This window comes from Streptomyces drozdowiczii (assembly GCF_026167665.1).
Lineage (GTDB): Bacteria > Actinomycetota > Actinomycetes > Streptomycetales > Streptomycetaceae > Streptomyces > Streptomyces drozdowiczii_A.
The window spans coordinates 1200186-1223576 of sequence record NZ_CP098740.1 but is presented as its reverse complement, the minus strand read 5'-3'; the positions used below and the strand labels follow the sequence as shown (position 1 = coordinate 1223576).

Genomic DNA, 23391 nt, shown 5'->3' with positions numbered 1-23391 from the left:
CGATTCGAAGGTAGGGGCGGCATAAAGCCAGTTCGTCATGCTCTCCGGCGAGCCGGGAGCGGCCCCTCTCCGCCCTGGGGACGGGGCTTGCCCCCGAGAAGGAGCATCGAAGCCCCTTACACGTAAAGGTGATCGGCGCATCGAGGGGCTCCTGCGACCGTCCTGTGACGAAAAGTTGGTGAGTGCGGCGGAGCTGTAGGGAGGTCTTGATCTGCGCGCGTCAATCGGTCAGGGTTTCGAGCCAGCCCCCGGAGATTTTCCGGCCGGGGGCCAATCCCCCCACAAAGAATGACGAGGAGACCCCTCTTCATGGCCATTCACAAGCGCGCACGCCGGTTCAAGCTGACCGCCTCCATCACCGCGGTCGCGGCCGCCGCCGGCGTCACCCTCCTGGGCACCCCGTTCGCCGGAGCGACACCCGCTCCGGCCATGGGCAAGGTCTACGGCGCCGACGCGGCGACCGCTGTCTCCGGCAGCTACATCGTGATGCTGGACCAGAAGGCGGACAAGGCCGAACTCGCCAAGGAGTACGGCGGAAAGCTGAAGCGCAACTACAGCTCCGCCATCAACGGCTTCTCCGCCAGCGGCCTTTCGGAGACCGAGGCCAAGCGGCTCGCCGCCGACCCGGCCGTCTCCAAGGTCGTCCAGAACAAGAAGTTCCACATCGACGCCACCCAGGACAACCCGCCGTCCTGGGGCCTGGACCGCATCGACCAGACGGAGACCGCCGGCGACAACGCGTACACCTACCCGGACAGCGCGGGCGAGGGCGTCACCGCGTACGTCATCGACACCGGGGTCCGCACCACCCACGAGGAGTTCGGCGGCCGCGCCAGCTCCGGCTTCGACGCCGTCGACAACGACGACAGCGCCGACGACGGCAACGGCCACGGCACCCACGTCGCCGGCACCATAGCCGGGTCGACCTACGGCGTCGCCAAGAAGGCGAAGATCGTCGCCGTCCGCGTCCTGGACGACTCCGGCTCCGGCACCACCGAGCAGGTCGTCGCCGGCATCGACTGGGTCACCGAGCACCACCAGGGCCCGTCCGTCGCCAACATGAGCCTCGGCGGCGGCGCCGACGAGGCGCTCGACGCGGCCGTGAAGAAGGCCATCGCCTCCGGCGTCACCTTCGCGGTCGCCGCCGGCAACGAGTCCAGCGACGCCGGTGAGGGCTCCCCGTCCCGTGTCCCCGAGGCCATCACCGTCGCCTCGTCCACCGTGGACGACGAGCAGTCGTCGTTCTCCAACTACGGCTCGGTCGTGGACATCTACGCACCGGGCTCCGACATCACCTCCTCCTGGAACGACAGCGACACCGGCTCCAACACCATCTCCGGTACGTCGATGGCCACCCCGCACGTCGTCGGCGCCGCCGCCGTCTACCTGGCCGGGCACCCGGACGCCACCCCGGACGAGGTCGCCACGGCCCTGACCGACGGGGCGACCCCGGACGCCATCGGCAACGCCACCGAGGGAACGGCGAACAAGCTCCTGAAGATCGTCGAGTAACAGCGCAACGGGCCGGCGGCCACCGCGCTCTCCCCCACGGGGCGCGGCGGCCGCGCGGTCCGCCGTCACCGTCCTACGCTTGCCCCATGACAACCGTTGCGGGCGGGAGGCGGGCATGACCGGACCGGCACCGGGGGTGGACGCGGCCATCGAAGGGGAGCTCCGGCTCCTGGACCCCCTGGTCCGGGCCTCCGCCGACCTCCTCGACCAGGTGCTGCACCCCGACTACCGCGAGGTGGACACCACCGGCCGCCACTGGGACCGGGACACCATCATCGACCTGCTCGTCTCGGGGCGGGCCCCGGCTCCCGGCCGGCTCACCGCCTCACGCATGCGGGGCGTGCACCTCGCCGACGGACTCGTCCACCTCACCTTCGACACCGAGGCCAGGAACAAGCGCGCCCACCGCAGTTCGCTCTGGCGGCTCACCCGGGCCGGCTGGCTCCTCTACTACCACCAGGCCACGCCCTTCGAGCTCAGCCCCGGGCCGTCCGCCGCGCCCGGGCCGCCCACCGGCCGTCCGTCCGGCTGATCGCGACCGGGTGGCCGAAGCACTCGCTGACCAGCTCCGTGGTCAGCACCTCGTCCGCCCCGCCCGAGGCCAGGCACCGCCCGCCGCGCAGCAGCATCGCGTGCGTGGTGGAGGCGGGCAGCTCCTCCAGATGATGGGTGACCAGCACGGTCGCCAGCTCCGGATGCTCCTCGCGCAACGCGTCCAGGCTGTCCAGCAGCTGTTCCCGGGCGGCCAGGTCCAGCCCGGTCGCCGGCTCGTCCAGGAGCAGCAGCCGGGGCTGCGGCATCAGGGCCCGGGCGATCAGCGTCCGGCCGCGCTCACCCTGCGAAAGGGCCGGCCAGCGCGAGCCCGTCTTGCCGCCCATGCCCAGCATCTTCAGCAACCGCTCCGCCCGCTCCCGCTGCCCCGGACCCGGCGACCAGCGCGGCATCGGCTCCACCGAGTTCGTCAGCCCGGTCAGCACCACCTCGCTCACCGTCAGCGGGGAACGCAGCGGATGGCGCGGATTGACATGGCCGAGGAGCGTGCGCAGCTCCCGGAGGTCCACCCGCCCCAGCGTGCGGCCCAGCACCTCGACCGAACCCCGGGTCGGATGCGTCACCGCCCCGAGCAGCCCGAGCAGGGTGCTCTTGCCCGCCCCGTTGGCACCGAGCAGCGCCCAGTGCTCCCCGCCGCGCACGGTGAGCGAGACCGCGTCGAGCAGGACGTTCCCGTCGCGTACGAGAGAGACCTCGTCGGCCCGGATGACGGGGACCGGGGCCGCGACGGCGGCGGCGGACAGGGGTGCGGTGGCGGTCACTGTGCGGCTGCTCCTTCGTACGGGCGCGAGCGGCTTCCTGCGCACCGGCAAGCCTATCCGTGCCCCGTACACCCTCCTCGTCCGGCACCTGTCGCCTTTCTTCAATACCGGCCGGGCGCGCAAACCTAGGTTGGGGTGCATGAAGACCGAGCACGCCCATATGACCGAATGCGCCGCCGAGGCCGCCCGCGTGGCCCGCGGCGTCACCGCCGCACAGCTGGACTCCGCCGCCACCCCCTGCGCGGGCTGGGACCTGCGCACCCTCGTCAACCACTGGGTCCTCTACACCTCGCACGGCATGGAGCACCGAGCCCGGCGCACCGAGCTTCCCGAGGAGCTGATCGCCCGTGACTTCACCGCCGACGCCGACTGGGCCGAGCGGTACGCCGCCCAGCTCGACCGGGCCGTCGCCGCCTGGTCCGACCCCGCCGCCTGGGAGGGCACCATCGGCGAGGGCGACTCCGCGTCCCCGGCCGCCGACACCGCCGCGATGCTCATCGAGGAGATCGCGCTGCACGGCTGGGACGTGGCCCGGGCCACCGGCCAGGAGTTCCGGCTCTCCGAGGAGGCCGCCGGATACATCCTGGCCACCGTCGAGAAGACCGCCGCGCTCTACCGCCAGTACGAGGGCTTCACCGACGAGGTGGACGTCCCCGGCGCCACCGGCTTCACCCGCGCCCTGGCGCTGAGCGGGCGCGATCCGCAGTGGACCGCGGGCTGAGAATGGCCCAGGCGCGCGGGTGCCGAATGGCCCGGGGGAGTGCGCCACCGGCTGGCTAGGCTCGCCCCATGACCACTCACCCCGCCCCGGAACCGGGCAGGCCCGTCGTCGACTTCTACTTCGACCCGGCCTGCCCGTTCGCCTGGATCACCTCCCGCTGGATGCTGGAGGTGGAGCAGCACCGCGACATCGAGCTGCGCTTCCACGTCATGAGCCTCTACCTGCACAACATCGGCAACGAACTTCCCGACTGGTACCGGGATCTGGTCGACCGTTCGATCGGCCCCGTCCGGGTCGCCGCCGCGGCGGCCGAGGAGCGCGGCGAGGAGGTCCTGCGCGCTCTCTACACCGCCCTCGGCAGCCGCATCCACCAGCAGAAGAGCGAGGACTTCGACCAGGTCGTCGCCGAGGCCCTGGCCGAGCTGGACCTGCCCGCGTACCTCGCGGAGGCCGCGCACAGCGAGGTGTACGACGACGCTGTGCGCCGCAGCCACGAGGCCGGCCGGGACCCGGAGGCGGGCGGCTACGTCGGCACGCCCACGATCCACGTCGACGGCACGGTGTGGTTCGGGCCGGTGCTGCGGGCGATCCCGCGCGGCGAGGAGGCGGCCCGGCTGTTCGACAGCTTCCGGGTGCTCGCCGGCCACGCCGACTTCTTCGAGCTCAAGCGCACCCGTACCGGCGGCATCGACGTCGGCTGAGCGGGCCCGCCCGACTCAGGCGCTGACCGGCTCAGGCGCTGGCCGCGACCGGTCGCGACGCGGTCGCGGTGGCCTCGTCGTACCGGTCGAGCAGCAGCCGCGCCAGCTCCGGGGCCGGCCCCAGCACCCCGGCCAGCACATCCGCGCCGGCCTCGGCCGCCCCCGCCGCGATGCGGTCCGGGAGGCGGCCGGGCGCGATGACGTACGGAGCGACCGCCACCCTGCGGACGCCCTCCGCCCGCAGGGCCCGTACGGCGTCCTCGGTACGGGGAAGGGATGCGGAGGCGAACGCAGGCCGCACGGAACACCAACCGGTGTGCCGCAGCTCCCGCGCGATTTCAGCGATCACTGCGATCGCCTCCGGGTCTGACGAGCCCGCCGAGGCCAGGACGAGCCCGGTCGAGCTTCGGTCGCCGGGGCGCACCCCGGCCTCGTACAGCCGCCGTTCCAGCGCGGCGTTCAGCAGCGGCGACGGGCCGAGCACCTCGGCCTGCCGGACCCGCAGCCGGGGCAGCGCCGCGCGCGCCTCGCGCAGCACCGCCGGGATGTCCGACTTGGCGTGGAACGCCCGGGTGAGCAGCAGCGGCAGGGCCACCACCTCGGGCGCCCCCTCGGCGGCCAGCCGCTCCAGGAGCCTCGGCACCGAGGGCGCGTTGAAGTCCAGGAACCCCGTCTCCACGCGCAGCCCGGGCCGCAGCTCCCGTACCCGCGCGGTCAGCGCGTGCACGGTGGCGGCGTGCCGCGGATCACGGCTGCCGTGGGCGATGACGAGGAGGACCGGAGAGGACATGGAAGCGCTCAGTTCTTGACGAGGAGACCGCGGCTGCGCAGCACCCACCGCTCCAGCGGGCTGAAGATGAGCAGGTCGATGGCGATGCCGACGAACAGGATCAGGAGGATGGCGAGGAAGATCCCCGGCATGTCCGCGTTGTTGCGGCCGTTCTCCAGCAGCTGGCCGAGCCCGAGGCCGAGGTCCGGCGACGAGGCGATGATCTCGGCGGCCATCAGCGAACGCCAGGAGAACGCCCAGCCCTGCTTGAGGCCCGCCAGATAGCCCGGCAGAGCGGCCGGCATGACGATCAGCCAGGTCCCGCGCAGCCCGGTCGCGCCGAGCGTGCGCCCGGCCCGCAGGAAGAGCGGGGGCACCTGGTCGACGCCCGAGACGAGCCCGTTGGCGATCGAGGGCACCGCGCCGAGCAGGATGACCGCGAACATCATCGAGTCGTTCAGCCCGAGCCAGATCACCGCCGGCGCCACCCAGGCCACCGAGGGCAGCGACTGGAGCCCGGACAGGATCGGGCCGATCGCGGCCCGGACGAACTTCACCCGGGCCACCAGCAGCCCCAGCGGCGTACCGATCGCGACCGACAGCAGGAAGCCGAGCAGACCGCGCGAGATGCTGGTCCACACCACGTCGAGCAGCGTCCCCTGGAGCCACATGTCGTGGGCGCTGTCCCAGACGGCGGACGGCGCGGGCAGCTTGTAGTCCTCGGTCACCTCGCCCCAGACGAGCAGCTGCCAGACGACGAGGACCAGGGCCACCGCGAGCACCGGCGGCAGGACCTTGCGCAGCAGGACCTCGCGCACCGGGGTGCGCTGCACCTGCACCGCGTCCAGGGCGTCCAGACCGGCTTCGAGACCGGCCAGGTCGTCCGGCTTCCGGCCGGACCCCGCCTCGTCCGACTTGATGTCAGTGCTGGCCATGACGGCGGATCTCCCCACGCAGTTGTTCGGTGATCTCGACGGACAGTTCCGCGACGGCGGTGTCCTCGATACGGCGCGGCTGCTCGATGTCGACCGTCCACTCACGGGCGATCCGGCCGGGGCGGGACGAGAGCAGCACCACGCGCTCGGCGAGGCGGACGGCCTCGCGCACGTTGTGTGTGACGAAGAGGACCGAGACGTTCGTCTCGCGCCAGATCCGGGTCAGCTCGTCGTGCAGCACATCGCGGGTGATGGCGTCGAGCGCGGCGAACGGCTCGTCCATCAGCAGCAGTTGGCTGTCCTGGGCGAGCGCGCGGGCCATCGCCACGCGCTGCCGCATCCCGCCGGACAGCTCGTGCACCCGCTTCCCGTACGCCCCGCCGAGCCGGACCAGCTCCAGCAGCCGTTCCGCCTCGGCGCGGCGCTGCGACTTGGGCACCCCGCGCAGGCGCAGGGCCAGTTCGATGTTCTTGCCCGCGGTCAGCCACGGGAACAGGGCGTGCTCCTGGAACATCAGCGCCGGGCGGCCGCCCGGGGTCTCGATGGTCCCCGCGGTCGGCCGGTCCAGGCCGGCCACCAGGTTGAGCAGCGTGGACTTGCCGCACCCGGAGGCTCCCAGGAGGGTGACGAACTCGCCCGGGGCGACATCGAGCGTGATGTCGTCCAGGACCAGCTGCGTTCCCGCGGGCCCGGCGAAGGACTTCGAGACGTGCGCGATACGGGCGGCGTGCCCGACCGAGACACGGTCCTCGGCCTTGGTGAGGGTGTTCGCCATGGTCGTCACCTCCTGGGAGTCTTCGGGCGGCTGGTTACTTGACGCCGAGACCGGCGTCGTCGGCCTCGGGCTCGCCCGCGGCCTTGAGGATCTTGTTGAGCGGCTTCAGGTCGTAGATGCCCTTGAGGTCGGGCTTCTCCAGGAGACCGGCCTTGACCGCGTGCTGGGCCTGCGCGTCGAGCGTCGCGGCCAGCGGGTCGTCGGTGATCTGGATCGACTTCCAGGCGGGGTCGATGACCTCGGCGGGCAGCTCCTTGCCGGTGAGCTTCTTCAGCGCGGCGTTCGCGGAGGCCTTGGCCTTGTCCGGGTTGGCGTTGATCCAGGCGTTGGTCTTCACCGAGCCGCGCAGGACGGCCTCGACGACGTCCGGGTGATCCTTGAGGAACTTCTGCGACACGATGATGTTGGTGATCACGAACTTGTCGTCCGGCCACAGCGTCGACTCGTCCAGCAGTTCCTTCGCACCCTCGGCGACCAGCTTGGAGGCGGTCGGCTCGGGGACCCAGGCGCCGTCGATGGAACCGGACTTGTAGGCATCCGGGGTCACCTTGTTGTCCGTACGGACGACGGAGACGTCGCCCTTGCCGCTCTGGGCGTCGACCTTCCAGCCCTTCTCGGAGATCCAGTTGAGGAACGCCACGTCCTGGGTGTTGCCGAGCTGCGGGGTGGCGATCTTCTTGCCCTTGAGGTCGTCCAGGGTCTTGATCTTCTTCGGGTTCACGACGAGCTTGACGCCGCCGGACGCGGAGCCGCCGATGATCCGCAGGTTCTGGCCCTTGGACTTGGTGTAGCCGTTGATGGACGGCGAGGGGCCGATGAAGCCGATGTCGATCGAGTTGGCGTTCAGCGCCTCGATCTCGGACGGGCCGGCGTTGAAGGTGGCCGTCTTGAGCTGGGTGCCGCCCAGCTCCTTCTGGAACAGACCCTCCTGGTCGCCCACGAGCGCGGTGGCGTGCGTGAGGTTCGGGAAGTACCCGATGCGCACGGTGTCGGCGGAGAGCTTCTTGCCACTGGCCGCGTTGACCTTCTTGGCGTCGTCCGCCGAGTCGGAGCCGTAGCCGCAGGCGGTCAGCGCCACGGCCAGCAGGGGCAGGGCGGCGACGGCGGCGATGTTGCGGCGCAGCGTGGTACGGGGGGCAGGCACGGGAGGTCTTCCTCTCGGAGGCCCGGTGCTCACGCCCCTCGTGCGTGCGGGGGCGCGGCCGGGAAGTCGGCAGGTCTTCGTCTGAACAGGCGGTGCGTGCGGTGCTGGTGGTGCTGCAGGGCGCGCGGGCAGTGCGCGTACGTCATCGCGCACATCGCCCGACACCGCCCTGACCGCTGCCCAGCGCGCCGCTGCCGACGCGGCCGCCCTCCTTGGCGAAGGTCGAGAAGAAGTCCGTGCTCATCAGAAGTCCCACTCCGCGTCGTCGTCCGCGGCCGGCGGCTCCTCGGCGGCGGCGAACGAGGCGCCCGCCATGCCCGCCGAGAGGGTGGTGCCGTCCGCCGGGTCGATCAGCAGGAAGGAACCGGTGCGGCGCGAGTCGGCGTACGCGTCGAGCGCCAGCGGCTCGGCGGTCCGGACCACGACCCGGCCGATGTCGTTGGCGACCAGCTTGCCCGGGGCCGGGTGCTGCGAGAGGTCGTCCAGGGTCAGCCGTGAGGGGATGTCCTTGACGATCGCCTTGACCGTGCGCGTGGTGTGCTTGAGGAGCACCCGCCGGCCCACGGTGAGCGGTTCGTCCGCGACATGGCAGACGGTCGCCTCGACGTCCTGGGTGACGGCCGGCGCGTCGTCCACCGGCGCGATGAGGTCGCCGCGCGAGACGTCGATGTCGTCCGCCAGGCGCAGGGTCACCGACTGGGGCGCCCAGGCGATGTCCACGGGCTCCCCGAGCAGGTCGATGCCCTCGATCGTGGAGGTACGGCCCGAGGGCAGCACGGTCACGGACTCGCCGACCCGGAACACGCCGGCGGCGATCTGGCCCGCGTAGCCCCGGTAGTCGGGGTGCTCCGCGGTCTGCGGCCGGATCACGTACTGGACCGGGAAGCGGGCGTGGCAGCCGGTCAGGTCGTGGCTGACCGGGACGGTCTCCAGGTGCTCCAGGACCGTCGGGCCGCCGTACCAGTCCATGTGCGCGGACGGCTCCACGACGTTGTCGCCGGCCAGCGCGGAGATCGGGATCGCGGTGATCTCGGGGACCCCGAGCGATGCCGCGTACGCGGTGAACTCCTCGGCTATCGCGGCGAACACCGGCTCCGCGTACTCCACCAGGTCCATCTTGTTGACGGCCAGGACGACGTGCGGGACGCGCAGCAGGGCGGCGACGGCGGCGTGCCGGCGGGTCTGCTCGACCACCCCGTTGCGGGCGTCGACCAGGACCACGGCCAGCTCGGCCGTGGAGGCTCCGGTGACCATGTTGCGGGTGTACTGCACATGGCCCGGGGTGTCGGCGAGGATGAACCGGCGCCGGGGCGTCGCGAAGTAGCGGTAGGCCACGTCGATGGTGATGCCCTGCTCGCGCTCGGCGCGCAGCCCGTCGGTGAGCAGCGCCAGGTCCGGCGCCTCCTGGCCCCGGTTGCGCGAGGCGTGCTCGACGGCCTCCAGCTGGTCGGTGAGGACCGACTTGGAGTCGTGCAGCAGCCGTCCCACGAGGGTGGACTTGCCGTCGTCGACGGAGCCGGCGGTGGCGAAGCGCAGCAGGGTGGTGGCGCTCAACTGCTCAGCTGTGGTGGTCATGGGGGCCTCTCGTGTGGATCAGGCCGGATCAGGGAGCGGGGTCTGGTGCCGTGCGTCGCAAGGCGGAGGATTGAGGCAACGCCGAGCGTTGGCGATGGACGACAACGCGGCGAGGTGCGGAGCCAGGCCGCGCGAGCCCGGCATGGTCCACGCGAGAGGCCCTCAGAAGTACCCCTCGCGCTTACGGTCCTCCATCGCGGCCTCGGACATCTTGTCGTCGGCGCGGGTCGCGCCCCGCTCGGTGAGCCGGGAGGCGGCGATCTCGGTGATCACGGCGTCAAGGGTGGTGGCGTCGGAGTCGACGGCGCCGGTGCACGACATGTCGCCGACCGTGCGGTAGCGCACCTGCCGGGTCTCCGTCTTCTCGTGCTCCTTGGGGCCGCCCCAGTCGCCCGCGGTCAGCCACATGCCGTTGCGGTTGAACACCTCGCGCTCGTGGGCGAAGTAGATCTCCGGCAGCTCGATCCCCTCGCGCTCGATGTACTGCCAGACGTCCAGCTCGGTCCAGTTGGAGATCGGGAAGACCCGGACGTGCTCGCCGGGCGCGTGCCGGCCGTTGTACAGCTGCCACAGCTCGGGGCGCTGGCGGCGCGGGTCCCACTGGGAGAACTCGTCGCGCAGCGAGAAGACCCGCTCCTTGGCGCGCGCCTTCTCCTCGTCGCGCCGGCCGCCGCCGAACACCGCGTCGAAGCGGTGCTGCTGGATGGCCTCGGTCAGCGGCACGGTCTGGAGCGGGTTGCGGGTGCCGTCGGGGCGCTCGCGGAGCTTCCCGGCGTCGATGTACTCCTGCACGGAGGCGACGTGCAGCCGCAGCCCGTGCTCGGCGACCACGCGGTCGCGGTAGGCCAGCACCTCGGGGAAGTTGTGCCCGGTGTCCACATGCAGCAGGGCGAACGGCACCGGCGCCGGCGCGAACGCCTTGAGCGCCAGGTGCAGCATCAGGATCGAGTCCTTGCCGCCCGAGAACAGGATCACCGGCCGCTCGAACTCGCCCGCCACCTCGCGGAAGATGTGCACCGCCTCGGACTCCAGCGAGTCCAGGTGGCTCAGCGCGTACGGATGGTCGGTGCCCTCATGCACGGTCGCGACGGTCGTCATGCCGCACCCCTCTCGCTCAGCAGCGCGTACAGCTCCGCCGCGGACTCCTGCACGGTCTGGCGGTGCGACTCTATCCGCAGATCCGGTGACTCCGGCGCCTCGTAGGGGTCGTCCACCCCGGTGAGGCCACTGATCTCGCCCGCCGCCTGCTTGGCGTAGAGACCCTTCACATCGCGCTCCGAGCACACCTCGACCGGAGTGGCGACGTGCACCTCCAGATACGCGGTGCCCTCGGCCTGGTGCCGCTTGCGGACGGCGTCCCTGCTGTCCGCGTACGGGGCGATGACCGGGACCAGCACCTTGACGCCGTTGGCCGCCAGCAGCTCGGCGACGAAGCCGATCCGCTGCACGTTGGTGTGCCGGTCCTCGCGCGAGAAGCCGAGGCCCGCCGAGAGGAACTCGCGGATCTCGTCGCCGTCGAGCACCTCCACGCGGTGGCCCTCGGAGCGCAGCCGCCCGGCGAGTTCATAGGCGATGGTGGTCTTGCCGGCGCTCGGCAGACCGGTCAGCCAGACGGTGGCCCCCGTCTCCGTCACGCTCATCGAAGTCTCCTGATCAGTCGTCATCAGCCGTGCAGCCCGCACTCGGTCTTGCCGCGCCCGGCCCAGCGGCCGGCCCGGGCGTCCTCGCCCTCCAGCACCCGGCGGGTGCAGGGCGCGCAGCCCACGGAGGCGTAGCCGTCCATCAGCAGCGGGTTGGTGAGCACTCCGTGCTCGGCGACGTAGGCGTCCACGTCGTCCTGGGTCCAGCGGGCGATCGGCGAGACCTTCACCTTCCGGCGCTTCTCGTCCCAGCCGACCACCGGGGTGTTCGCCCGGGTCGGGGACTCGTCGCGGCGCAGCCCGGTCGCCCAGGCGGCGTATCCGGTCAGGCCCTCTTCCAGCGGCTTGACCTTGCGCAGCTTGCAGCAGAGGTCGGGGTCGCGGTCGTGCAGCTTCGGCCCGTACTCGGCGTCCTGCTCGGCGACCGTCTGCCGCGGGGTCAGCGTGATGACGTTGACGTCCATGACGGCGTCGACCGCGTCCCGGGTCCCGATGGTCTCCTCGAAGTGGTAGCCGGTGTCGAGGAACACCACGTCCACGCCGGGCATCACCCGGGAGGCGAGGTGGGCGACGACCGCGTCCTCCATCGAGGAGGTGACACAGAACCGGGGCCCGAAGGTGTCGGCGGCCCACCTGAGGATGTCGAGGGCGGAGGCGTCCTCCAGCTCGCGCCCGGCCCGCTCGGCCAGCTCCCGCAGGTCCTCGTCGGTGAGCGTGTCGATGTTCTGGGTGACCGTCATATCCCGTCCCCTCCAACGTTGTTGGGCGTCAGCCCCCGGCTCAGCAGGCCCAGGAACTTCAGCTGGAACGCTCGATTGCAGGAGGCGCATTCCCATGCCCCGTGCCCGGCCTCGTGCGGGCGCAGGTCCTCGTCGCCGCAGTAGGGGCAGTGGAACGGGGCGGCGCGCTCGCTCATGACAGCGACTCCGCACTGGCGCGGGCCGCCCAGGTCGCGAAGCGCTCGTCGGCCTCGCGCTCCTCCTGGAACCGGCCGAGCACCCGCTCGACGTAGTCGGGCAGTTCGGCCGAGGTGACCTTCAGGCCGCGCACCTTGCGGCCGAAGCCGGCCTCCAGGCCGAGGGCGCCGCCCAGGTGGACCTGGTAGCCCTCCACCTGCTCGCCGTTCTCGTCCAGGACGAGCTGGCCCTTGAGGCCGATGTCCGCGGTCTGGATGCGGGCGCAGGCGTTGGGGCAGCCGTTGATGTTGATGGTCAGGGGCTCGTCGAAGTCGGGGAGCCTGCGCTCCAGTTCCTCGATGAGCGAGGCGCCCCGCGCCTTGGTCTCGACGATCGCCAGCTTGCAGTACTCGATGCCGGTGCAGGCCATCGTGCCGCGCCGGAAGGTCGACGGCTTCACCTGGAAGCCGAGCGCCTCCAGACCGGCGGACAGGGACTCGACGCGGTCCTGCTCGACGTCGAGGATGATCATCTTCTGCTCGACGGTGGTCCGGACCCGGCCGGAGCCGTGCGCCTCGGCCAGCTCCGCGATCTTGGCGAGCGTCGAGCCGTCGACCCGGCCCACCCGGGGGCGAAACCGACGTAGAAGCGGCCGTCCTGCTGCTGGTGGACGCCGATGTGGTCGCGCCACCGGCTGCGCGGCTCGGCCGGGGCGGGGCCGTCAAGGAGCGGGCGCTTCAGGTACTCGTCCTCCAGGATCTGGCGGAACTTCGCCGGACCCCAGTCGGCCATCAGGAACTTCAGCCGCGCCCGGTTGCGCAGCCGCCGGTAGCCGTAGTCGCGGAAGATGCCGACGACGCCCGCCCAGACGTCCGGCACCTCGTCCAACGGCACCCAGGTGCCGAGGCGTTCGGCCAGCCGGGGGTTGGTCGAGAGCCCGCCGCCGACCCAGAGGTCGAAGCCCGGTCCGTGCTCGGGGTGTTCGACGCCGACGAAGGCGATGTCGTTGATCTCGTGGACCACGTCCTGGACCGGGGACCCGGAGATCGCGGTCTTGAACTTGCGCGGCAGGTTGGAGAATTCGGGGCTGCCGATGTAGCGGGAGTGGATCTCGTCGACCGCCGGGCTGCCGTCGATGATCTCGTCGGCCGCGATACCCGCCACGGGTGAGCCGATGATGACGCGGGGGCAGTCGCCGCACGCCTCGGTCGTGGAGAGCCCCACGGCCTCCAGCTTCTGCCAGATCGCCGGGACGTCCTCGATCCGGATCCAGTGCATCTGGACGTTCTGCCGGTCGGTGATGTCCGCGCTGCCCCGCGCGTACTCCTGCGAGATCTCGCCGATGACGCGCAGCTGCTCGGTGGTCAGCTTCCCGCCGTCGATGCGGACCCGCATCATGAAGTACTTGTCCTCCAGCTCCTCCGGCTCCAGCACCGCGGTCTTGCCGCCGTCGATGCCGGCCTTGCGCTGGGTGTAGAGCCCCCACCAACGCATGCGCCCACGAAGGTCGTTGGGGTCGATCGAGTCGAATCCGCGCTTGGAGTAGATCGTCTCAATGCGTGTCCGCACGTTGAGACTGTCGTCGTCCTTCTTGAACTGCTCATTGCCGTTGAGGGGGGTGTAGTGCCCCAGCGCCCACTGGCCCTCGCCGCGGTGGCGGCCCACCTTGCGGCGGGGCGCGGCGGGCGCGGGCTTTTCCGGGGTTGCGGCCATGACGGTACGTCCTTCGGGACTGCGGGAGGGCGGCTCTGAACTGCACACTCGCGTGAGGCGCGGCGGTGCGCAGGGGTAGCGGAGAAAGAAAGGGATCGCGGCGGTGCTGGGACTCTCAGCTCGCCGGACAGATGGCGCTGGACATGCGGCCGAGGTCGACGTGGCGTCGACTCACCAAGGCAATTCCAGTTCCGGACATGACGGAAGCGTGTCATGGGGATCTCGCGGCAGTCCACCACTATCCATGATGTGGACGGCGTGGTCCCGCCTAGTGAGACGCTGTGGCGCCCGTCACGCACGGGGCGGACGCCGGGTGGAGCGTAAAACCGGACAACCAAGGGGATTTGCCGCGGAAACGGCTACGGCTGCGCGCGGGGCACCGCTCAGCGGCCGGAGCCCGGCCACGGGCCGGGGGTGTCCACCGGCTCCTCCAGCTCGGTCCGGGTGTCGAAGAGCCGGAAGCCGCGCCTCAGGTAGTTGTCCATCGCGTGCGGACCGTCCTTTGAGCAGGTGTGCAGCCACACCCGCTTCGTCGCCGGCCGCTCGGGCCACCGCTCGCCCAGGTCCCAGGCGCGGGCCGTGCCGTACGACAGCAGATGACCGCCGATCCGCCGCCCCCGGAAGGCCGGGATCAGCCCGAAGTACATGATCTCGACGACCCCGTCGTCCTGCGGGTCCAGCTCGACGTAGCCCGCCGGGGTGCCGTTCGCGTACGCCACCCAGGTCTCCGCGCCCGGCCGCTCCAGGGCCTCCTGCCACTGCGCGTACGTCATCCCGAGGCGGTCCGTCCACCGGATGTCTCCGCCCACCGCCGTGTACAGGAAGCGGCTGAACTCGGGCAGCGGCACCTCGGACCGCACGATCCGGACCTCCGCGTCCGGCACGGCGGACGGCCGCAGATCATCGGGGGAGGTCTGCTCCAGGGACCAGATGGTCACCTCTTCGGAGGCCGGCGGTGCGGGACGTGCGGGGTCGCTCATGGCTGCCAGACAACCATGCCCCGCACCCCTCGCCCCACCCGGCCCCAGGTCACCGGGGCTCCGGCGCCTCCCGCTCCCGCGCCTCCCGCTCCCGCGCCTCGCGCGCCGCCGCGACCACCGGGGCCTGCGAGCGCGGCAGCAGATCGGCCGGGTGCTCCGGGTGGATCACCTCCACCTCCACGCCCTCGCCGAACCGGTACGGGCGGTGCGCCAGCACCTCGGCCAGATGGCGCCGCAGCCGCGATATCTCGGCCCGCACCGTCACCGTCCTGGTCGCGTCACCGAACAGGTCCTGGGCCAGCTCGGACGCCGTACGCCCCTCCCGGTGCACCGCCAGCGCGTACAGCAGCTCGGCGTGGCGCGGGGAGAGCCGCTGGGTCCAGGTGCCCACCGGGCTCACCACGTTCACCGCGAGCGCGCGCGGCCGGCTCAGATCGAGGACCACCCGGCGCGGCGGGCTGTCCATCGCCCCGTCCGCGACCTGGACCAGCCAACCGCCCGGCAGCGGCTCCACCCGGCACATCCCCAGCGACGGCAGCCACACCCGGCCCGGCCCCAGCGACTTCGGCAGCGGCAGCCGGTCCACCGGGGCATCCCCGTCACCGCCGCCGTCCAGCCGTGTCCGTCCACCGCCACCGCCCGGCCGCCGATCCGGCTCAGCACCGGCGCGGCCACCGCCCGCAGCCGGTCCACCGCCTCCAGGTGCCGCACCCGGATCTCGCTCTCCGCCAGCCGGGCCACCGACCGCACCAGGGCCAGCGTCGTCGGGTGGAAGGTGGACGCGGGCCCGCTGATGTCCACGATCCCCATCAGCCGGCCGTCCCGGGGATCGCGCACCGGGGCCGCCGCGCACGTCCAGCCGTGCAGGGTGCGCACGAAGTGCTCCGCCGAGTGCACCTGCACCGGGGCGCGGGACGCCAGCGCCGTGCCGATCGCATTGGTGCCGGTGATCTCCTCGGACCACGCGGCGCCCTCCGCGAGGCAGATGTCGTCGGCCCGGCGCAGCACCCCCGTGTTGCCCTCGCGCCACAGCACCCGGCCCTCCACATCGGTGACGACCATGATCTGCTGCGAGGCGTCCGCGATGCTCGTCAGCCCGTCGCTGAGCAGCGGCATCACCTCGCCCAGCGCGGAGCTGCGGCGCCGGTGCTCGATCTCGTCCGCCTCCAGCAGCCTGCTGTGCGTCGTCTGTTCGGGATCGATGCCGCTGCGCAGCACCCGGTCCCAGGAGGCGCCGATCTCCGCCCGGGGCACGGCGGGCATCCGGTCGCCCGCCATCCGCGCCTCACGGGACCGGTGCACCTGGCGTCTGGCCTGCGCGCTCTCCCGCGCGGCCGGCCGCAGCACGTCGGCCGGAGTCGTCTCCATGCCGGTCCCCCTCACCCAGTGCCGGCCCGGTGCGCGGGCCGAGCCCCCATCCTGCCGCCGCCCGGGCCGCGATACCGCAACTCCACACAATGGTTGCAACCCTCTGCAACTCTGGCGAGGGTCCCCGGACCGTACAAGAGTGGCGGCACACCGCACCGCGGGGCCCCCGGCCTCACGCGCGGTGTGTACAGCATGGGGGGTGGTGCCGTGTCGGCGCAGCACCACCCCCCGTCGCTGTGCCGGCGGCACACCGCCCCCGTCGCTGTGGCCGGTCAGGAATCCACCGGCCGGGCCCGGGCCACGACCGACGCCAGATCCAGGGTGTGCGGCAGGGTCCCGAAGGCCGCGCCCCCGTCCCCGCCCAGGCGCGAAGCGCAGAAGGCGTCCGCCACCTCGGGCGGCGCCCAGCGCACCAGCAGCGAGCCCTGGAGCACCAGCGCGATGCGCTCCACGACCCGGCGCGCCCGCGCCTCGATCCCCGCCAGGTCGGCCAGCTCCGTCAGCATGTCCCTGATCGCCGCGTCCAGCCGGTGATCGGCGCCCCGCGCCCGCCCGACCTCCTGGAGGAACGCGTTCAGCGCGAGCGGTTCGCGCCGCAGCACCCGCAGCACGTCCAGCGCCTGGACGTTCCCGGACCCCTCCCAGATGGAGTTGAGCGGCGCCTCCCGCAACAGCCGGGGCATCCCCGACTCCTCGACGTAGCCGTTGCCGCCCAGGCACTCCAGCGCCTCGCCCACCAGCGGTGTGCACCGCTTGGTCACCCAGTACTTCGCCGCCGGCACCGCGATCCGCAGGAACGCCGCCTCGCTCTCGCCGCCGTCGTCGTACGCCGCCGCGAGCCGCATCGCCAGCACGGTCGCCGCCTCCGACTCCACCGCGAGATCGGCCAGCACATTGCGCATCAGCGGCTTGTCCACGAGCGGCCCGCCGAACGCGGAGCGGTGCGTCGTGTGGTGGACCGCCTGCGCCACCGCCTGCCGCATCAGCGCCGCCGAACCGGTCACGCAGTCCAGCCGGGTCGCCGCCACCATCCCCATGATCGTGCGGACGCCCTGCCCCTCCTCACCGATCCGGCGCGCCCACGTCCCGTCGAACTCGACCTCCGCCGACGCGTTGGACCGGTTGCCCAGCTTGTCCTTGAGCCGCTGGATCGCGAACGGGTTGCGGGAGCCGTCGGGCAGCACCCGGGGCAGCAGGAAGCAGGTGAGACCGTCCGGGGCCTGCGCGAGGACCAGGAAGCCGTCGGACATCGGCGCCGAGCAGAACCACTTGTGCCCGGTCAGCAGGTAGGCGCCGTCCTCGGCCAGCGGCTCGGCGCGCGTGGTGTTCGTCCGTACGTCCGAGCCGCCCTGCTTCTCCGTCATGCCCATCCCGAGCAGCGCCCCCGCCTTCTGCCCGGCCGGCCGCAGCCCCTCCTCGTACACCCGCGAGGTCAGCAGCGGCTCCCACTCGGCGGCCACCTCCGGCTCGGCGCGCAGGGCCGGCACCGCCGCGTGCGTCATGGAGAGCGGGCAGCCGTGGCCCGCCTCCGCCTGCGTCCACACCAGGAAGCCCGCCGCCCTGCGGACATGCCCGCCCGGCCGGTCCCAGGCGCCGGTCAGCCCCGCGCCCACGGCGTGCCCGAGCAGCCGGTGCCAGGCCGGGTGGAAGTCGACCTCGTCGATGCGGTGCCCGTAGCGGTCGTGGGTGCGCAGCCTCGGCGGGTTCGCGTTGGCCTCGGTGCCCCAGGACGCCGCCTGCGCGGAGCCGGCCGACCGGCCGAGTGCGGTGAGCCCGTCCCGGGCCTCGTCCAGGACCTCGGGCGGAAGATGGCGTTCCACGGCCTCGCCGAGCGCCCGGTCCGCGCCGAAGACGTCATAGCCGAGCAGGGGAGGGGCCTGGTTGGACACGGTGTGGGTGGTGGTCGCCATGCCGATACGGTAAGGACGTGCAGGCAGCAAACGAAACACCCGAGCGGCCACCGGGCCGGCTCCACCGGGCCCGAGTGCTCTACCGCAACGTCTCCAAGCGGCAGCTCGCCTGGCAGCTGCTCAAGGACACGGTCAACTCCTGCATGGAGTACCGCATCCTGGGACTCGCCGCCGAGGCCGCGTTCTTCACCCTGCTGTCCCTGCCCCCGCTGCTCCTCGGCCTGATCGGCCTGCTCGGTTACGTCGACGAGTGGACCAGCACCACCACGGTCGCGTCCATCGAGCGCAACATCCTCAGCGCGGCCCACACCATGCTCTCCGAGCGCGGCGTCAACGACTTCGCCAAGCCGCTCCTGGCCGACGTCACGACCGGCGCCCGGCCCGACGTCATCTCCCTCGGCTTCGCCATCGCCCTGTGGTCCGGCTCCCGCGCGGTCAACGTCTTCATCGACACGATCACCGTCATGTACGGGCTCGACGGCCAGCGCGGCATCGTCAAGACCCGGATGCTCGCCTTCCTGCTGTACGTGGTGGCGCTCCTGCTCGGCGCGGTCGTGCTGCCGCTGCTCGTGGTCGGCCCGGACCGGGTCGTGGAGCTCATACCGTGGGGCACCGAAGTCATAAGCGTCCTGTACTGGCCGCTGGTCATCGTGCTCTCGGTCGCCTTCCTGACGACCCTCTACCACGTCTCCGTGCCGGTCCGTTCGCCGTGGATCGAGGACATGCCGGGCGCCCTGGTGGCCCTGGCGATGTGGGTGTTCGGCAGCTTCCTGCTCCGGATCTACCTGACCAGTACGGTCGAGGGCCCCACGATCTACGGATCGCTGGCCGCCCCCATCGCGGTGCTGCTGTGGATCGGCGTCTCCGCCTTCGCGGTGCTGGTGGGCGCCGCCGTCAACGCCGCCATCGACCGGGTATGGCCCTCGGTGGCGACGGCCGCCGCCCGCGCCGCGAACGACCGGGTGCGCGCCGCCCAGGCCGCCGAGTTCGTCGCCCGCACCCAGGCGGAGAGCTGGCACGGCGGCCCGCACGACGACGAGGACGACGAGGACGAGGGCGACGAGGGCGACAGCCCGTACATGCCCTCCGAGTTCCCCGAGCGCTGGTCGCGGTTCCTGCCCCCGGACGACGTGAAGTCCCGGCTCCAGAAGCCCGGCCGAGAGAAGGACCCGGACCGGTCCAACCCGTACGACGAGTGAGCGCTCAGTCGGCGGCCGGCGCGCTCTGCGACCCCGGGGACCAGGACAGCTTCACCGTCAGATGGCCCTCCAGCGCGCTCTTCGCGATCACCGCGCCCGCCTCCGAGGTGATCTTCACGCCGAACTCCAGCTCCACCCCGTCCGGCTTCAGCCGCCCGTCCCGGAACACGGCGAGCGCCGACTCGGCCGCCGACCGGATGCCTTCCAGCGCGCTGTCGAAGGTGCGCCCCGCCCTCGCCAGGGCGTGCTGCCCGTCCCGCGAGACCAGCTGCGCGCCCGGCGCGTGACGGTCGACCTCCACGGTCACCGTCGCCCCGTTGTCCGTGGTGAACTCCATCAGTGCCGCCATGACCGCCCCCGTAGCCGATTGCGTACGCCGCCGTGTCCGTCGACGACACTAATGGCATGGGCGACAGCTATACAGAGTGCGCGTCCCGGCTGGACGGCGCGCGGGTGTGGACCCTGACCGTCGAGCCGGGCACGGACCATCCGGTGCTGCCCGACGGCTGCATGGACCTGCTGTGGAACGGGGACCGGCTGCTCGTCGCCGGGCCGGACACGCACACCGCGCCCGCCACCAGCACCGGCGGCAGCTGGGCCGGGATCCGCTTCGCCCCCGGCACCGCCCCCGCCCTGCTCGGCGTCCCCGCCGACGAGCTGCGCGACCTCCGGGTCCCGCTCGCCGCGCTGTGGCCCGGGGCCCCGGTCCGCCGCCTCACCGAACGCCTCGCCGAAGCGCCCGACCCGGCCGCCGCCCTGGAGGGCATCGCCCTGGACCTCGCTGCCCGCACCGAGCCCCCGGACCCGGTGATGCGCGCGGTCGCCGCGCGCCTCGAGGCGGGCGGCAGCGTCGCGGAGGCCGCCCGGAGCGCCGGACTCGGGCCCCGCCAGCTGCACCGACGCTCGCTGACCGCGTTCGGCTACGGGCCCAAGACCCTGGCCCGGGTGCTGCGCCTCCAGCGGGCCCTGGCGCTCGTGCGCGCGGGGCTGCCGTACGCCGACGCGGCACTCGCGGCGGGCTGCGCCGACCAGGCCCATCTGGCGCGGGACATGCGCGACCTGGCCGGCACGACGCTCACTGCGTACTTCGGCCGCGCCTAGGCAGCGAGCGGCGCGAACAACGACACCGCGCAGTCGTCCGGGTCGAGGACGACGGCGTACCGCTGCCCCCACACCGCGTCCCACGGCTTCAGATGGCCCCGGTAGCCGGCGCCGGTCAGGTCCGCGTAGACCGCGTCGACCTCCGCCCGGCTGTCGCACAGGAAGGCGAGCCCCAGCCGGTCCCCGCCGGACGGCGGGTTCCAGTCGGGGTCGAAGGAGCGGACGACCTCCTCCGTGTCCCACATCAGGCGCCCGCCGCCGGGCAGGGCCACCTCCACATGGGGAGCGGACTCCGCACCGGCCGGGATGTCGAGCCCCAGCCGGCGGTAGAAGGCGAGGGAGGCGGGCAGGTCGGCGGCGGTGATACCGATCGCGTCGAGTCGTGGAGTCATGGACCGAACGTAGGCGGGGCCCCGGCCGGCCGTCTTGTACGAATCGGTCACGGCCCGGTCCGCGCCCGGGCGGACCTCCGTCACGGCGCTCCGAGCACATCCTCCGGTGACGTCCCCGGGTCCGTCAGCGCGAGCCCCAGCGCCGCGCGCTCCGTGACCCAGCGCGTCGGGCGGTGGCGCGGGTCGCCCGTCGACGCGTGCAGCGCCCGGTGCAGTTCCAGCATCCGGACCGCGCCGACCCGGTCGCCCCAGGCCAGCGGGCCCACCGGATAGCCGAGCCCCGTCGTGACGGCCACGTCGATGTCGGCCGGGGCGGCGAGCGCGCGCTCCGCGATCGACGCGGCGACCGACACGATGGAGGCCAGCAGCCGCTGCGCGACCGAGCCCGCGGTGTCCCGGACCACCGACACCGCGAACGGCTCCTCCCCGTCCGCCGCCCGGGCCAGCACCGCGCGGGCGTCCCGCGCCGCCCCCGCCTCCGCCGCCGGGGTCACCGCGAGCACGCGCCGCCGCCCCGCCGCGGGCAGCGGGTCGACGCCGAAGGCGCGCCCGGCGGGCAGCCCGTGCGCGGCGACCGCCGAGGAGACCGGGGTGCCCCAGACCGGGACCAGGACGACCGCCGCCCCGGACGGCCGGTCCCCGCTCTCCACGGCGGCGCCCGCCGAGGCCAGCGCCTCGCGGAGGACGGCCGCGTCGGCCTCCCGCGCGGGGTCCGGGGCGAAGACGTGCACCGGGCGGTCCGCGTTCCCCGCGACCGGCGGCTCCGGCGCGGGCCCGGCGGCCTCGGGGCCGTACGCGTACCAGCCGCGGCCGGTCTTGCGGCCGTGCAGCCCGGCCGCCACCCGGTTCGGGGTGAGGAAGGAGGGGCGGAGCCGGTCCTCGTAACGGAACCCCTCCCAGATCGAGTCGATGACGGCGGCCGTCACATCGAGCCCGGTGAGGTCCATCAGCTCGAACGGGCCCATCCGCAGCCCCAGCACCTCGCGCGCGATCCGGTCGATGTCCGCGGGCTCCCCGACGTTCTCCTCCAACAGTGCGAGCGCCTCCGTGACCAGGCCGCGCCCGGCGTGGTTGATCAAGAAGCCCGGGGTGTCCGCGACCGTCACCGCGCGGTGGCCGCAGCCCTCCACGAGCGAGGCGAGCAGCGGCGGGATCTCCGGCCGGGTCGCCGCGCCCGGCACCACCTCCACGATCCGCATCAACGGCACCGGATTGAAGAAGTGCAGCCCGGCCAGGCGCGTCGGGTCCTTCAGCGCGGCGGCGATCCGGGTGACCGAGAGCGAGGAGGTGTTGGTGGCGAACACGGCCGAGTCGGGCAGCGCCTGCTCCAGCCGCCCGAACACCTCGGTCTTGGTCGCCAGGTCCTCGCGTACGGCCTCGATCACCAGCTCCACACCGGGGCCCGCCGCCCACGGGTCGTCCAGCGGGACCAGCCGCTCCACCGCCGACTCCGCGTCCGCCGCCGTCATCCGCCCCTTGGCCACGGCCCGGTCCAGCATGGAGCGTACGAAGGCGACGGCGTCCGCCACCGCCTCGGCGCGTACGTCGCACAGCTCGACGGTGTGTCCGGCCGAGGCCGCCCACTGGGCGATGCCGCGCCCCATGGCTCCGGCGCCGACGATCCTGATACGCATGCGGGTCACGGTCCTCTCACTGGGGCGGGCCGGATGCCCGCGCTGCCGACGCTTTCAGTGGCTTTGATCGCCGTCCAATACCGAATTAGGCTCGGACCGAGACGCCTGACGACTCAATGATGAGCGCGAACCGGGGGAGGGGACGGCATGGAGCTGCGCCACCTCGCCGCGTTCCTCGCCGTGGCGGAGGAACTGCACTTCGGCCGCGCCGCCAAACGGCTCCGGATGGCGCAGCCGCCGCTGAGCCAGCAGATCCGCCGCCTGGAGAGGGAACTCGGCGTCCAGCTCTTCGAACGCAACACCCGCTCGGTGCGGCTCACCAGCGCCGGGGAGTCCTTCCTCCAGCCGGTGCGGACCGTGCTGGACGATCTGGACACGGCGGTACGGGCCGCGAGGGCGGCCGGACAGGGCGCGTACGGGAGGGTGCGCATCGGCTTCGCGGGCGCGTCCAGCCACGAGACGCTGCCGCTGCTGACCCGGGCGGTGCGGGCCGCCCACCCGGGCATCGAGCTGGTCATGACCGGCCAGACCTACGCCGACGTGGCGCTCGCCCGGGTCGCGGACGGCTCGCTCGACCTGGGCTTCGTCCGGCTGCCGGTGACCGCGCCGGGCGTCAGCTGCCGGGTGATCGACGAGGAGGAGCTGGTGTGCGCGCTGCCCCTCGACCATCCGCTCGCCGACCGCCCGGAGATCCCGCTCGACGCGCTGTCCGGCGAGCCGTTCGTCGCCTTCCCCGCCAACACGGGCTCCACCGTGCGGGATGCGATGACCGAGGCGTGCGAGGCGGCCGGGTTCACCCCGCGCGTGGTGCAGGAGGCGCCGGACTCGTACACCATCCTGGCGCTGGTCGCGGCGGGCGTCGGGGTGACCCTGACCGTCACCTCCGTCCAGCACATCCAGCTCAGCGGCCTGGTCTACCGGCCGCTCGCCGGGCCGCCGATCCGACGGCAGCCCGCGCTCGCCTGGCGGACGGACAATCCGTCGGCCGCCCTGCGCGCGGTGCTCGACGTCGCGGAGCGGGCGCTGCCCACGCCATTGAGACGCGGCGCGTCTTGAATCGGAGCGCATTGCGTATTGGACCGGCTCAGTCGCCGGGTGCGAGGGTCGGACCAC

At 72.6% G+C, this 23391-nt stretch carries 23 protein-coding genes and 2 pseudogenes; 7 read left to right on the top strand and 18 right to left on the bottom strand.

Annotated features, from left to right (window positions below):
• The first annotated feature begins 309 nt into the window (after nucleotides 1-309).
• Together NEH16_RS05515 and NEH16_RS05510 are read left to right on the top strand one after the other, a co-directional pair.
• A complete protein-coding gene (locus NEH16_RS05515) occupies nucleotides 310-1512 on the top strand; it encodes a S8 family peptidase (RefSeq protein WP_073966087.1) in 1203 nt (400 codons plus the stop codon).
• A gap of 115 nt (nucleotides 1513-1627) precedes the next feature.
• The gene (locus NEH16_RS05510; RefSeq protein WP_265539707.1) at nucleotides 1628-2044 is read left to right on the top strand and encodes a nuclear transport factor 2 family protein; all 417 of its coding nucleotides are present in this window, start codon (nucleotides 1628-1630) and stop codon (nucleotides 2042-2044) included.
• Here NEH16_RS05510 and NEH16_RS05505 read toward each other — a convergent pair.
• Nucleotides 1989-2825, bottom strand: a complete 837-nt coding sequence (locus NEH16_RS05505; RefSeq protein WP_265539705.1) for an ABC transporter ATP-binding protein — start codon at nucleotides 2823-2825, stop codon at nucleotides 1989-1991. The two genes, NEH16_RS05510 and NEH16_RS05505, sit on opposite strands and share 56 nt — an antisense overlap.
• Before the next feature lie 139 nt (nucleotides 2826-2964).
• Between NEH16_RS05505 and NEH16_RS05500 the strand changes: the two genes are divergently transcribed.
• Nucleotides 2965-3546: a TIGR03086 family metal-binding protein gene (locus NEH16_RS05500; RefSeq protein WP_265539703.1), complete on the top strand. Its 582-nt coding sequence runs from the start codon at nucleotides 2965-2967 to the stop codon at nucleotides 3544-3546.
• Between the two features lie 68 nt (nucleotides 3547-3614).
• Complete coding sequence (locus NEH16_RS05495) at nucleotides 3615-4247, top strand: DsbA family protein (protein WP_265539701.1); 633 nt, start codon at nucleotides 3615-3617, stop codon at nucleotides 4245-4247.
• 31 nt (nucleotides 4248-4278) lie between these two features.
• On the opposite strand, the gene NEH16_RS05490 is transcribed toward NEH16_RS05495, so the two are convergent.
• The 14 genes and pseudogenes from NEH16_RS05490 to NEH16_RS05430 all read right to left on the bottom strand — a co-directional run bounded on the left by NEH16_RS05490 (nucleotide 4279) and on the right by NEH16_RS05430 (nucleotide 17952).
• Entirely contained in the window at nucleotides 4279-5037 is a 759-nt protein-coding gene (locus NEH16_RS05490; protein WP_265539699.1) for a sirohydrochlorin chelatase, read from the bottom strand.
• A gap of 8 nt (nucleotides 5038-5045) precedes the next feature.
• The gene (locus tag NEH16_RS05485; protein WP_265539697.1) at nucleotides 5046-5951 is read right to left on the bottom strand and encodes an ABC transporter permease; all 906 of its coding nucleotides are present in this window, start codon (nucleotides 5949-5951) and stop codon (nucleotides 5046-5048) included.
• Nucleotides 5938-6726 carry an ABC transporter ATP-binding protein gene (locus tag NEH16_RS05480; RefSeq protein WP_073966080.1) on the bottom strand — a complete coding sequence of 263 codons (789 nt, stop codon included), beginning with the start codon at nucleotides 6724-6726 and terminating at the stop codon, nucleotides 5938-5940. The genes NEH16_RS05485 and NEH16_RS05480 overlap by 14 nt, the downstream gene beginning before the upstream one ends.
• A 34-nt stretch (nucleotides 6727-6760) precedes the next feature.
• Nucleotides 6761-7870, bottom strand: coding sequence for an aliphatic sulfonate ABC transporter substrate-binding protein (locus NEH16_RS05475; RefSeq protein ID WP_265539695.1), 1110 nt, complete (start codon nucleotides 7868-7870; stop codon nucleotides 6761-6763).
• A 243-nt stretch (nucleotides 7871-8113) separates the two neighbouring features.
• On the bottom strand, nucleotides 8114-9445 hold the full coding sequence (locus NEH16_RS05470; protein ID WP_265539693.1) for a sulfate adenylyltransferase subunit 1: 1332 nt from the start codon (nucleotides 9443-9445) through the stop codon (nucleotides 8114-8116).
• Nucleotides 9446-9607: 162 nt separating this feature from the next.
• Entirely contained in the window at nucleotides 9608-10543 is a 936-nt protein-coding gene (gene cysD / locus NEH16_RS05465) for a sulfate adenylyltransferase subunit CysD (RefSeq protein WP_265539691.1), read from the bottom strand.
• Nucleotides 10540-11085, bottom strand: a complete 546-nt coding sequence (cysC, locus tag NEH16_RS05460; protein WP_242442059.1) for an adenylyl-sulfate kinase — start codon at nucleotides 11083-11085, stop codon at nucleotides 10540-10542. The genes cysD and cysC overlap by 4 nt, the downstream gene beginning before the upstream one ends.
• Before the next feature lie 23 nt (nucleotides 11086-11108).
• A complete protein-coding gene (locus NEH16_RS05455) occupies nucleotides 11109-11825 on the bottom strand; it encodes a phosphoadenylyl-sulfate reductase (RefSeq protein WP_073966075.1) in 717 nt (238 codons plus the stop codon).
• On the bottom strand, nucleotides 11822-12001 hold the full coding sequence (locus NEH16_RS05450) for a hypothetical protein (RefSeq protein ID WP_073966074.1): 180 nt from the start codon (nucleotides 11999-12001) through the stop codon (nucleotides 11822-11824). Before NEH16_RS05450 ends, NEH16_RS05455 begins: the two co-directional genes overlap by 4 nt.
• Nucleotides 11998-13694: pseudogene (locus tag NEH16_RS05445) on the bottom strand (nitrite/sulfite reductase). Before NEH16_RS05445 ends, NEH16_RS05450 begins: the two are co-directional and overlap by 4 nt.
• Nucleotides 13695-13809: 115 nt before the next feature.
• The gene (locus NEH16_RS33605; RefSeq protein WP_309486338.1) at nucleotides 13810-13893 is read right to left on the bottom strand and encodes a putative leader peptide; all 84 of its coding nucleotides are present in this window, start codon (nucleotides 13891-13893) and stop codon (nucleotides 13810-13812) included.
• Nucleotides 13894-14077: 184 nt separating this feature from the next.
• Nucleotides 14078-14674: a GNAT family N-acetyltransferase gene (locus tag NEH16_RS05440; RefSeq protein ID WP_265539687.1), complete on the bottom strand. Its 597-nt coding sequence runs from the start codon at nucleotides 14672-14674 to the stop codon at nucleotides 14078-14080.
• A 49-nt stretch (nucleotides 14675-14723) separates the two neighbouring features.
• Nucleotides 14724-16042: pseudogene (locus NEH16_RS05435) on the bottom strand (GAF domain-containing protein).
• Nucleotides 16043-16314: 272 nt separating this feature from the next.
• Nucleotides 16315-17952 carry an acyl-CoA dehydrogenase family protein gene (locus NEH16_RS05430; RefSeq protein ID WP_265539685.1) on the bottom strand — a complete coding sequence of 546 codons (1638 nt, stop codon included), beginning with the start codon at nucleotides 17950-17952 and terminating at the stop codon, nucleotides 16315-16317.
• A gap of 74 nt (nucleotides 17953-18026) precedes the next feature.
• Between NEH16_RS05430 and NEH16_RS05425 the strand changes: the two genes are divergently transcribed.
• Complete coding sequence (locus tag NEH16_RS05425; protein ID WP_265547075.1) at nucleotides 18027-19151, top strand: YihY/virulence factor BrkB family protein; 1125 nt, start codon at nucleotides 18027-18029, stop codon at nucleotides 19149-19151.
• Nucleotides 19152-19155: 4 nt separating this feature from the next.
• Here the strand turns inward: NEH16_RS05425 and NEH16_RS05420 are convergent, their stop codons facing one another.
• Nucleotides 19156-19500 (bottom strand): CU044_2847 family protein, encoded by a 345-nt coding sequence (locus tag NEH16_RS05420; RefSeq protein ID WP_073966068.1) that lies wholly within the window; start codon nucleotides 19498-19500, stop codon nucleotides 19156-19158.
• Between the two features lie 56 nt (nucleotides 19501-19556).
• On the opposite strand from NEH16_RS05420, the gene NEH16_RS05415 reads away from it, so the two are divergent.
• On the top strand, nucleotides 19557-20252 hold the full coding sequence (locus NEH16_RS05415; RefSeq protein ID WP_265547073.1) for a DUF6597 domain-containing transcriptional factor: 696 nt from the start codon (nucleotides 19557-19559) through the stop codon (nucleotides 20250-20252).
• Here the strand turns inward: NEH16_RS05415 and NEH16_RS05410 are convergent.
• The gene (locus tag NEH16_RS05410; protein WP_265539683.1) at nucleotides 20249-20644 is read right to left on the bottom strand and encodes a VOC family protein; all 396 of its coding nucleotides are present in this window, start codon (nucleotides 20642-20644) and stop codon (nucleotides 20249-20251) included. The two genes, NEH16_RS05415 and NEH16_RS05410, sit on opposite strands and share 4 nt — an antisense overlap.
• 80 nt (nucleotides 20645-20724) lie before the next feature.
• Nucleotides 20725-22278, bottom strand: a complete 1554-nt coding sequence (locus tag NEH16_RS05405; RefSeq protein WP_265539681.1) for a 3-hydroxyacyl-CoA dehydrogenase — start codon at nucleotides 22276-22278, stop codon at nucleotides 20725-20727.
• A gap of 147 nt (nucleotides 22279-22425) precedes the next feature.
• Here NEH16_RS05405 and NEH16_RS05400 point away from each other — a divergent pair, with 147 nt between their 5' ends.
• Nucleotides 22426-23334: a LysR family transcriptional regulator gene (locus NEH16_RS05400; protein ID WP_265539679.1), complete on the top strand. Its 909-nt coding sequence runs from the start codon at nucleotides 22426-22428 to the stop codon at nucleotides 23332-23334.
• Nucleotides 23335-23391: the final 57 nt, after the last annotated feature.

Coding starts and splice junctions, on each gene's coding strand:
- NEH16_RS05510 (WP_265539707.1), top strand. CDS start 1,628: ATGACCGGACCGGCACCGGGGGTGGACGCGGCCATCGAAGGGGAGCTC.
- NEH16_RS05495 (WP_265539701.1), top strand. CDS start 3,615: ATGACCACTCACCCCGCCCCGGAACCGGGCAGGCCCGTCGTCGACTTC.
- NEH16_RS05440 (WP_265539687.1), bottom strand. CDS start 14,674: ATGAGCGACCCCGCACGTCCCGCACCGCCGGCCTCCGAAGAGGTGACC.
- NEH16_RS05420 (WP_073966068.1), bottom strand. CDS start 19,500: ATGGCGGCACTGATGGAGTTCACCACGGACAACGGGGCGACGGTGACC.
- NEH16_RS05430 (WP_265539685.1), bottom strand. CDS start 17,952: ATGGCGACCACCACCCACACCGTGTCCAACCAGGCCCCTCCCCTGCTC.
- cysC (WP_242442059.1), bottom strand. CDS start 11,085: ATGAGCGTGACGGAGACGGGGGCCACCGTCTGGCTGACCGGTCTGCCG.
- NEH16_RS05470 (WP_265539693.1), bottom strand. CDS start 9,445: ATGACCACCACAGCTGAGCAGTTGAGCGCCACCACCCTGCTGCGCTTC.
- NEH16_RS05500 (WP_265539703.1), top strand. CDS start 2,965: ATGAAGACCGAGCACGCCCATATGACCGAATGCGCCGCCGAGGCCGCC.
- NEH16_RS05485 (WP_265539697.1), bottom strand. CDS start 5,951: ATGGCCAGCACTGACATCAAGTCGGACGAGGCGGGGTCCGGCCGGAAG.
- cysD (WP_265539691.1), bottom strand. CDS start 10,543: ATGACGACCGTCGCGACCGTGCATGAGGGCACCGACCATCCGTACGCG.
- NEH16_RS05415 (WP_265547073.1), top strand. CDS start 19,557: ATGGGCGACAGCTATACAGAGTGCGCGTCCCGGCTGGACGGCGCGCGG.
- NEH16_RS05455 (WP_073966075.1), bottom strand. CDS start 11,825: ATGACGGTCACCCAGAACATCGACACGCTCACCGACGAGGACCTGCGG.
- NEH16_RS05410 (WP_265539683.1), bottom strand. CDS start 20,644: ATGACTCCACGACTCGACGCGATCGGTATCACCGCCGCCGACCTGCCC.
- NEH16_RS05405 (WP_265539681.1), bottom strand. CDS start 22,278: ATGCGTATCAGGATCGTCGGCGCCGGAGCCATGGGGCGCGGCATCGCC.
- NEH16_RS05490 (WP_265539699.1), bottom strand. CDS start 5,037: ATGTCCTCTCCGGTCCTCCTCGTCATCGCCCACGGCAGCCGTGATCCG.
- NEH16_RS05515 (WP_073966087.1), top strand. CDS start 310: ATGGCCATTCACAAGCGCGCACGCCGGTTCAAGCTGACCGCCTCCATC.
- NEH16_RS05450 (WP_073966074.1), bottom strand. CDS start 12,001: ATGAGCGAGCGCGCCGCCCCGTTCCACTGCCCCTACTGCGGCGACGAG.
- NEH16_RS05400 (WP_265539679.1), top strand. CDS start 22,426: ATGGAGCTGCGCCACCTCGCCGCGTTCCTCGCCGTGGCGGAGGAACTG.
- NEH16_RS33605 (WP_309486338.1), bottom strand. CDS start 13,893: ATGTCCGGAACTGGAATTGCCTTGGTGAGTCGACGCCACGTCGACCTC.
- NEH16_RS05480 (WP_073966080.1), bottom strand. CDS start 6,726: ATGGCGAACACCCTCACCAAGGCCGAGGACCGTGTCTCGGTCGGGCAC.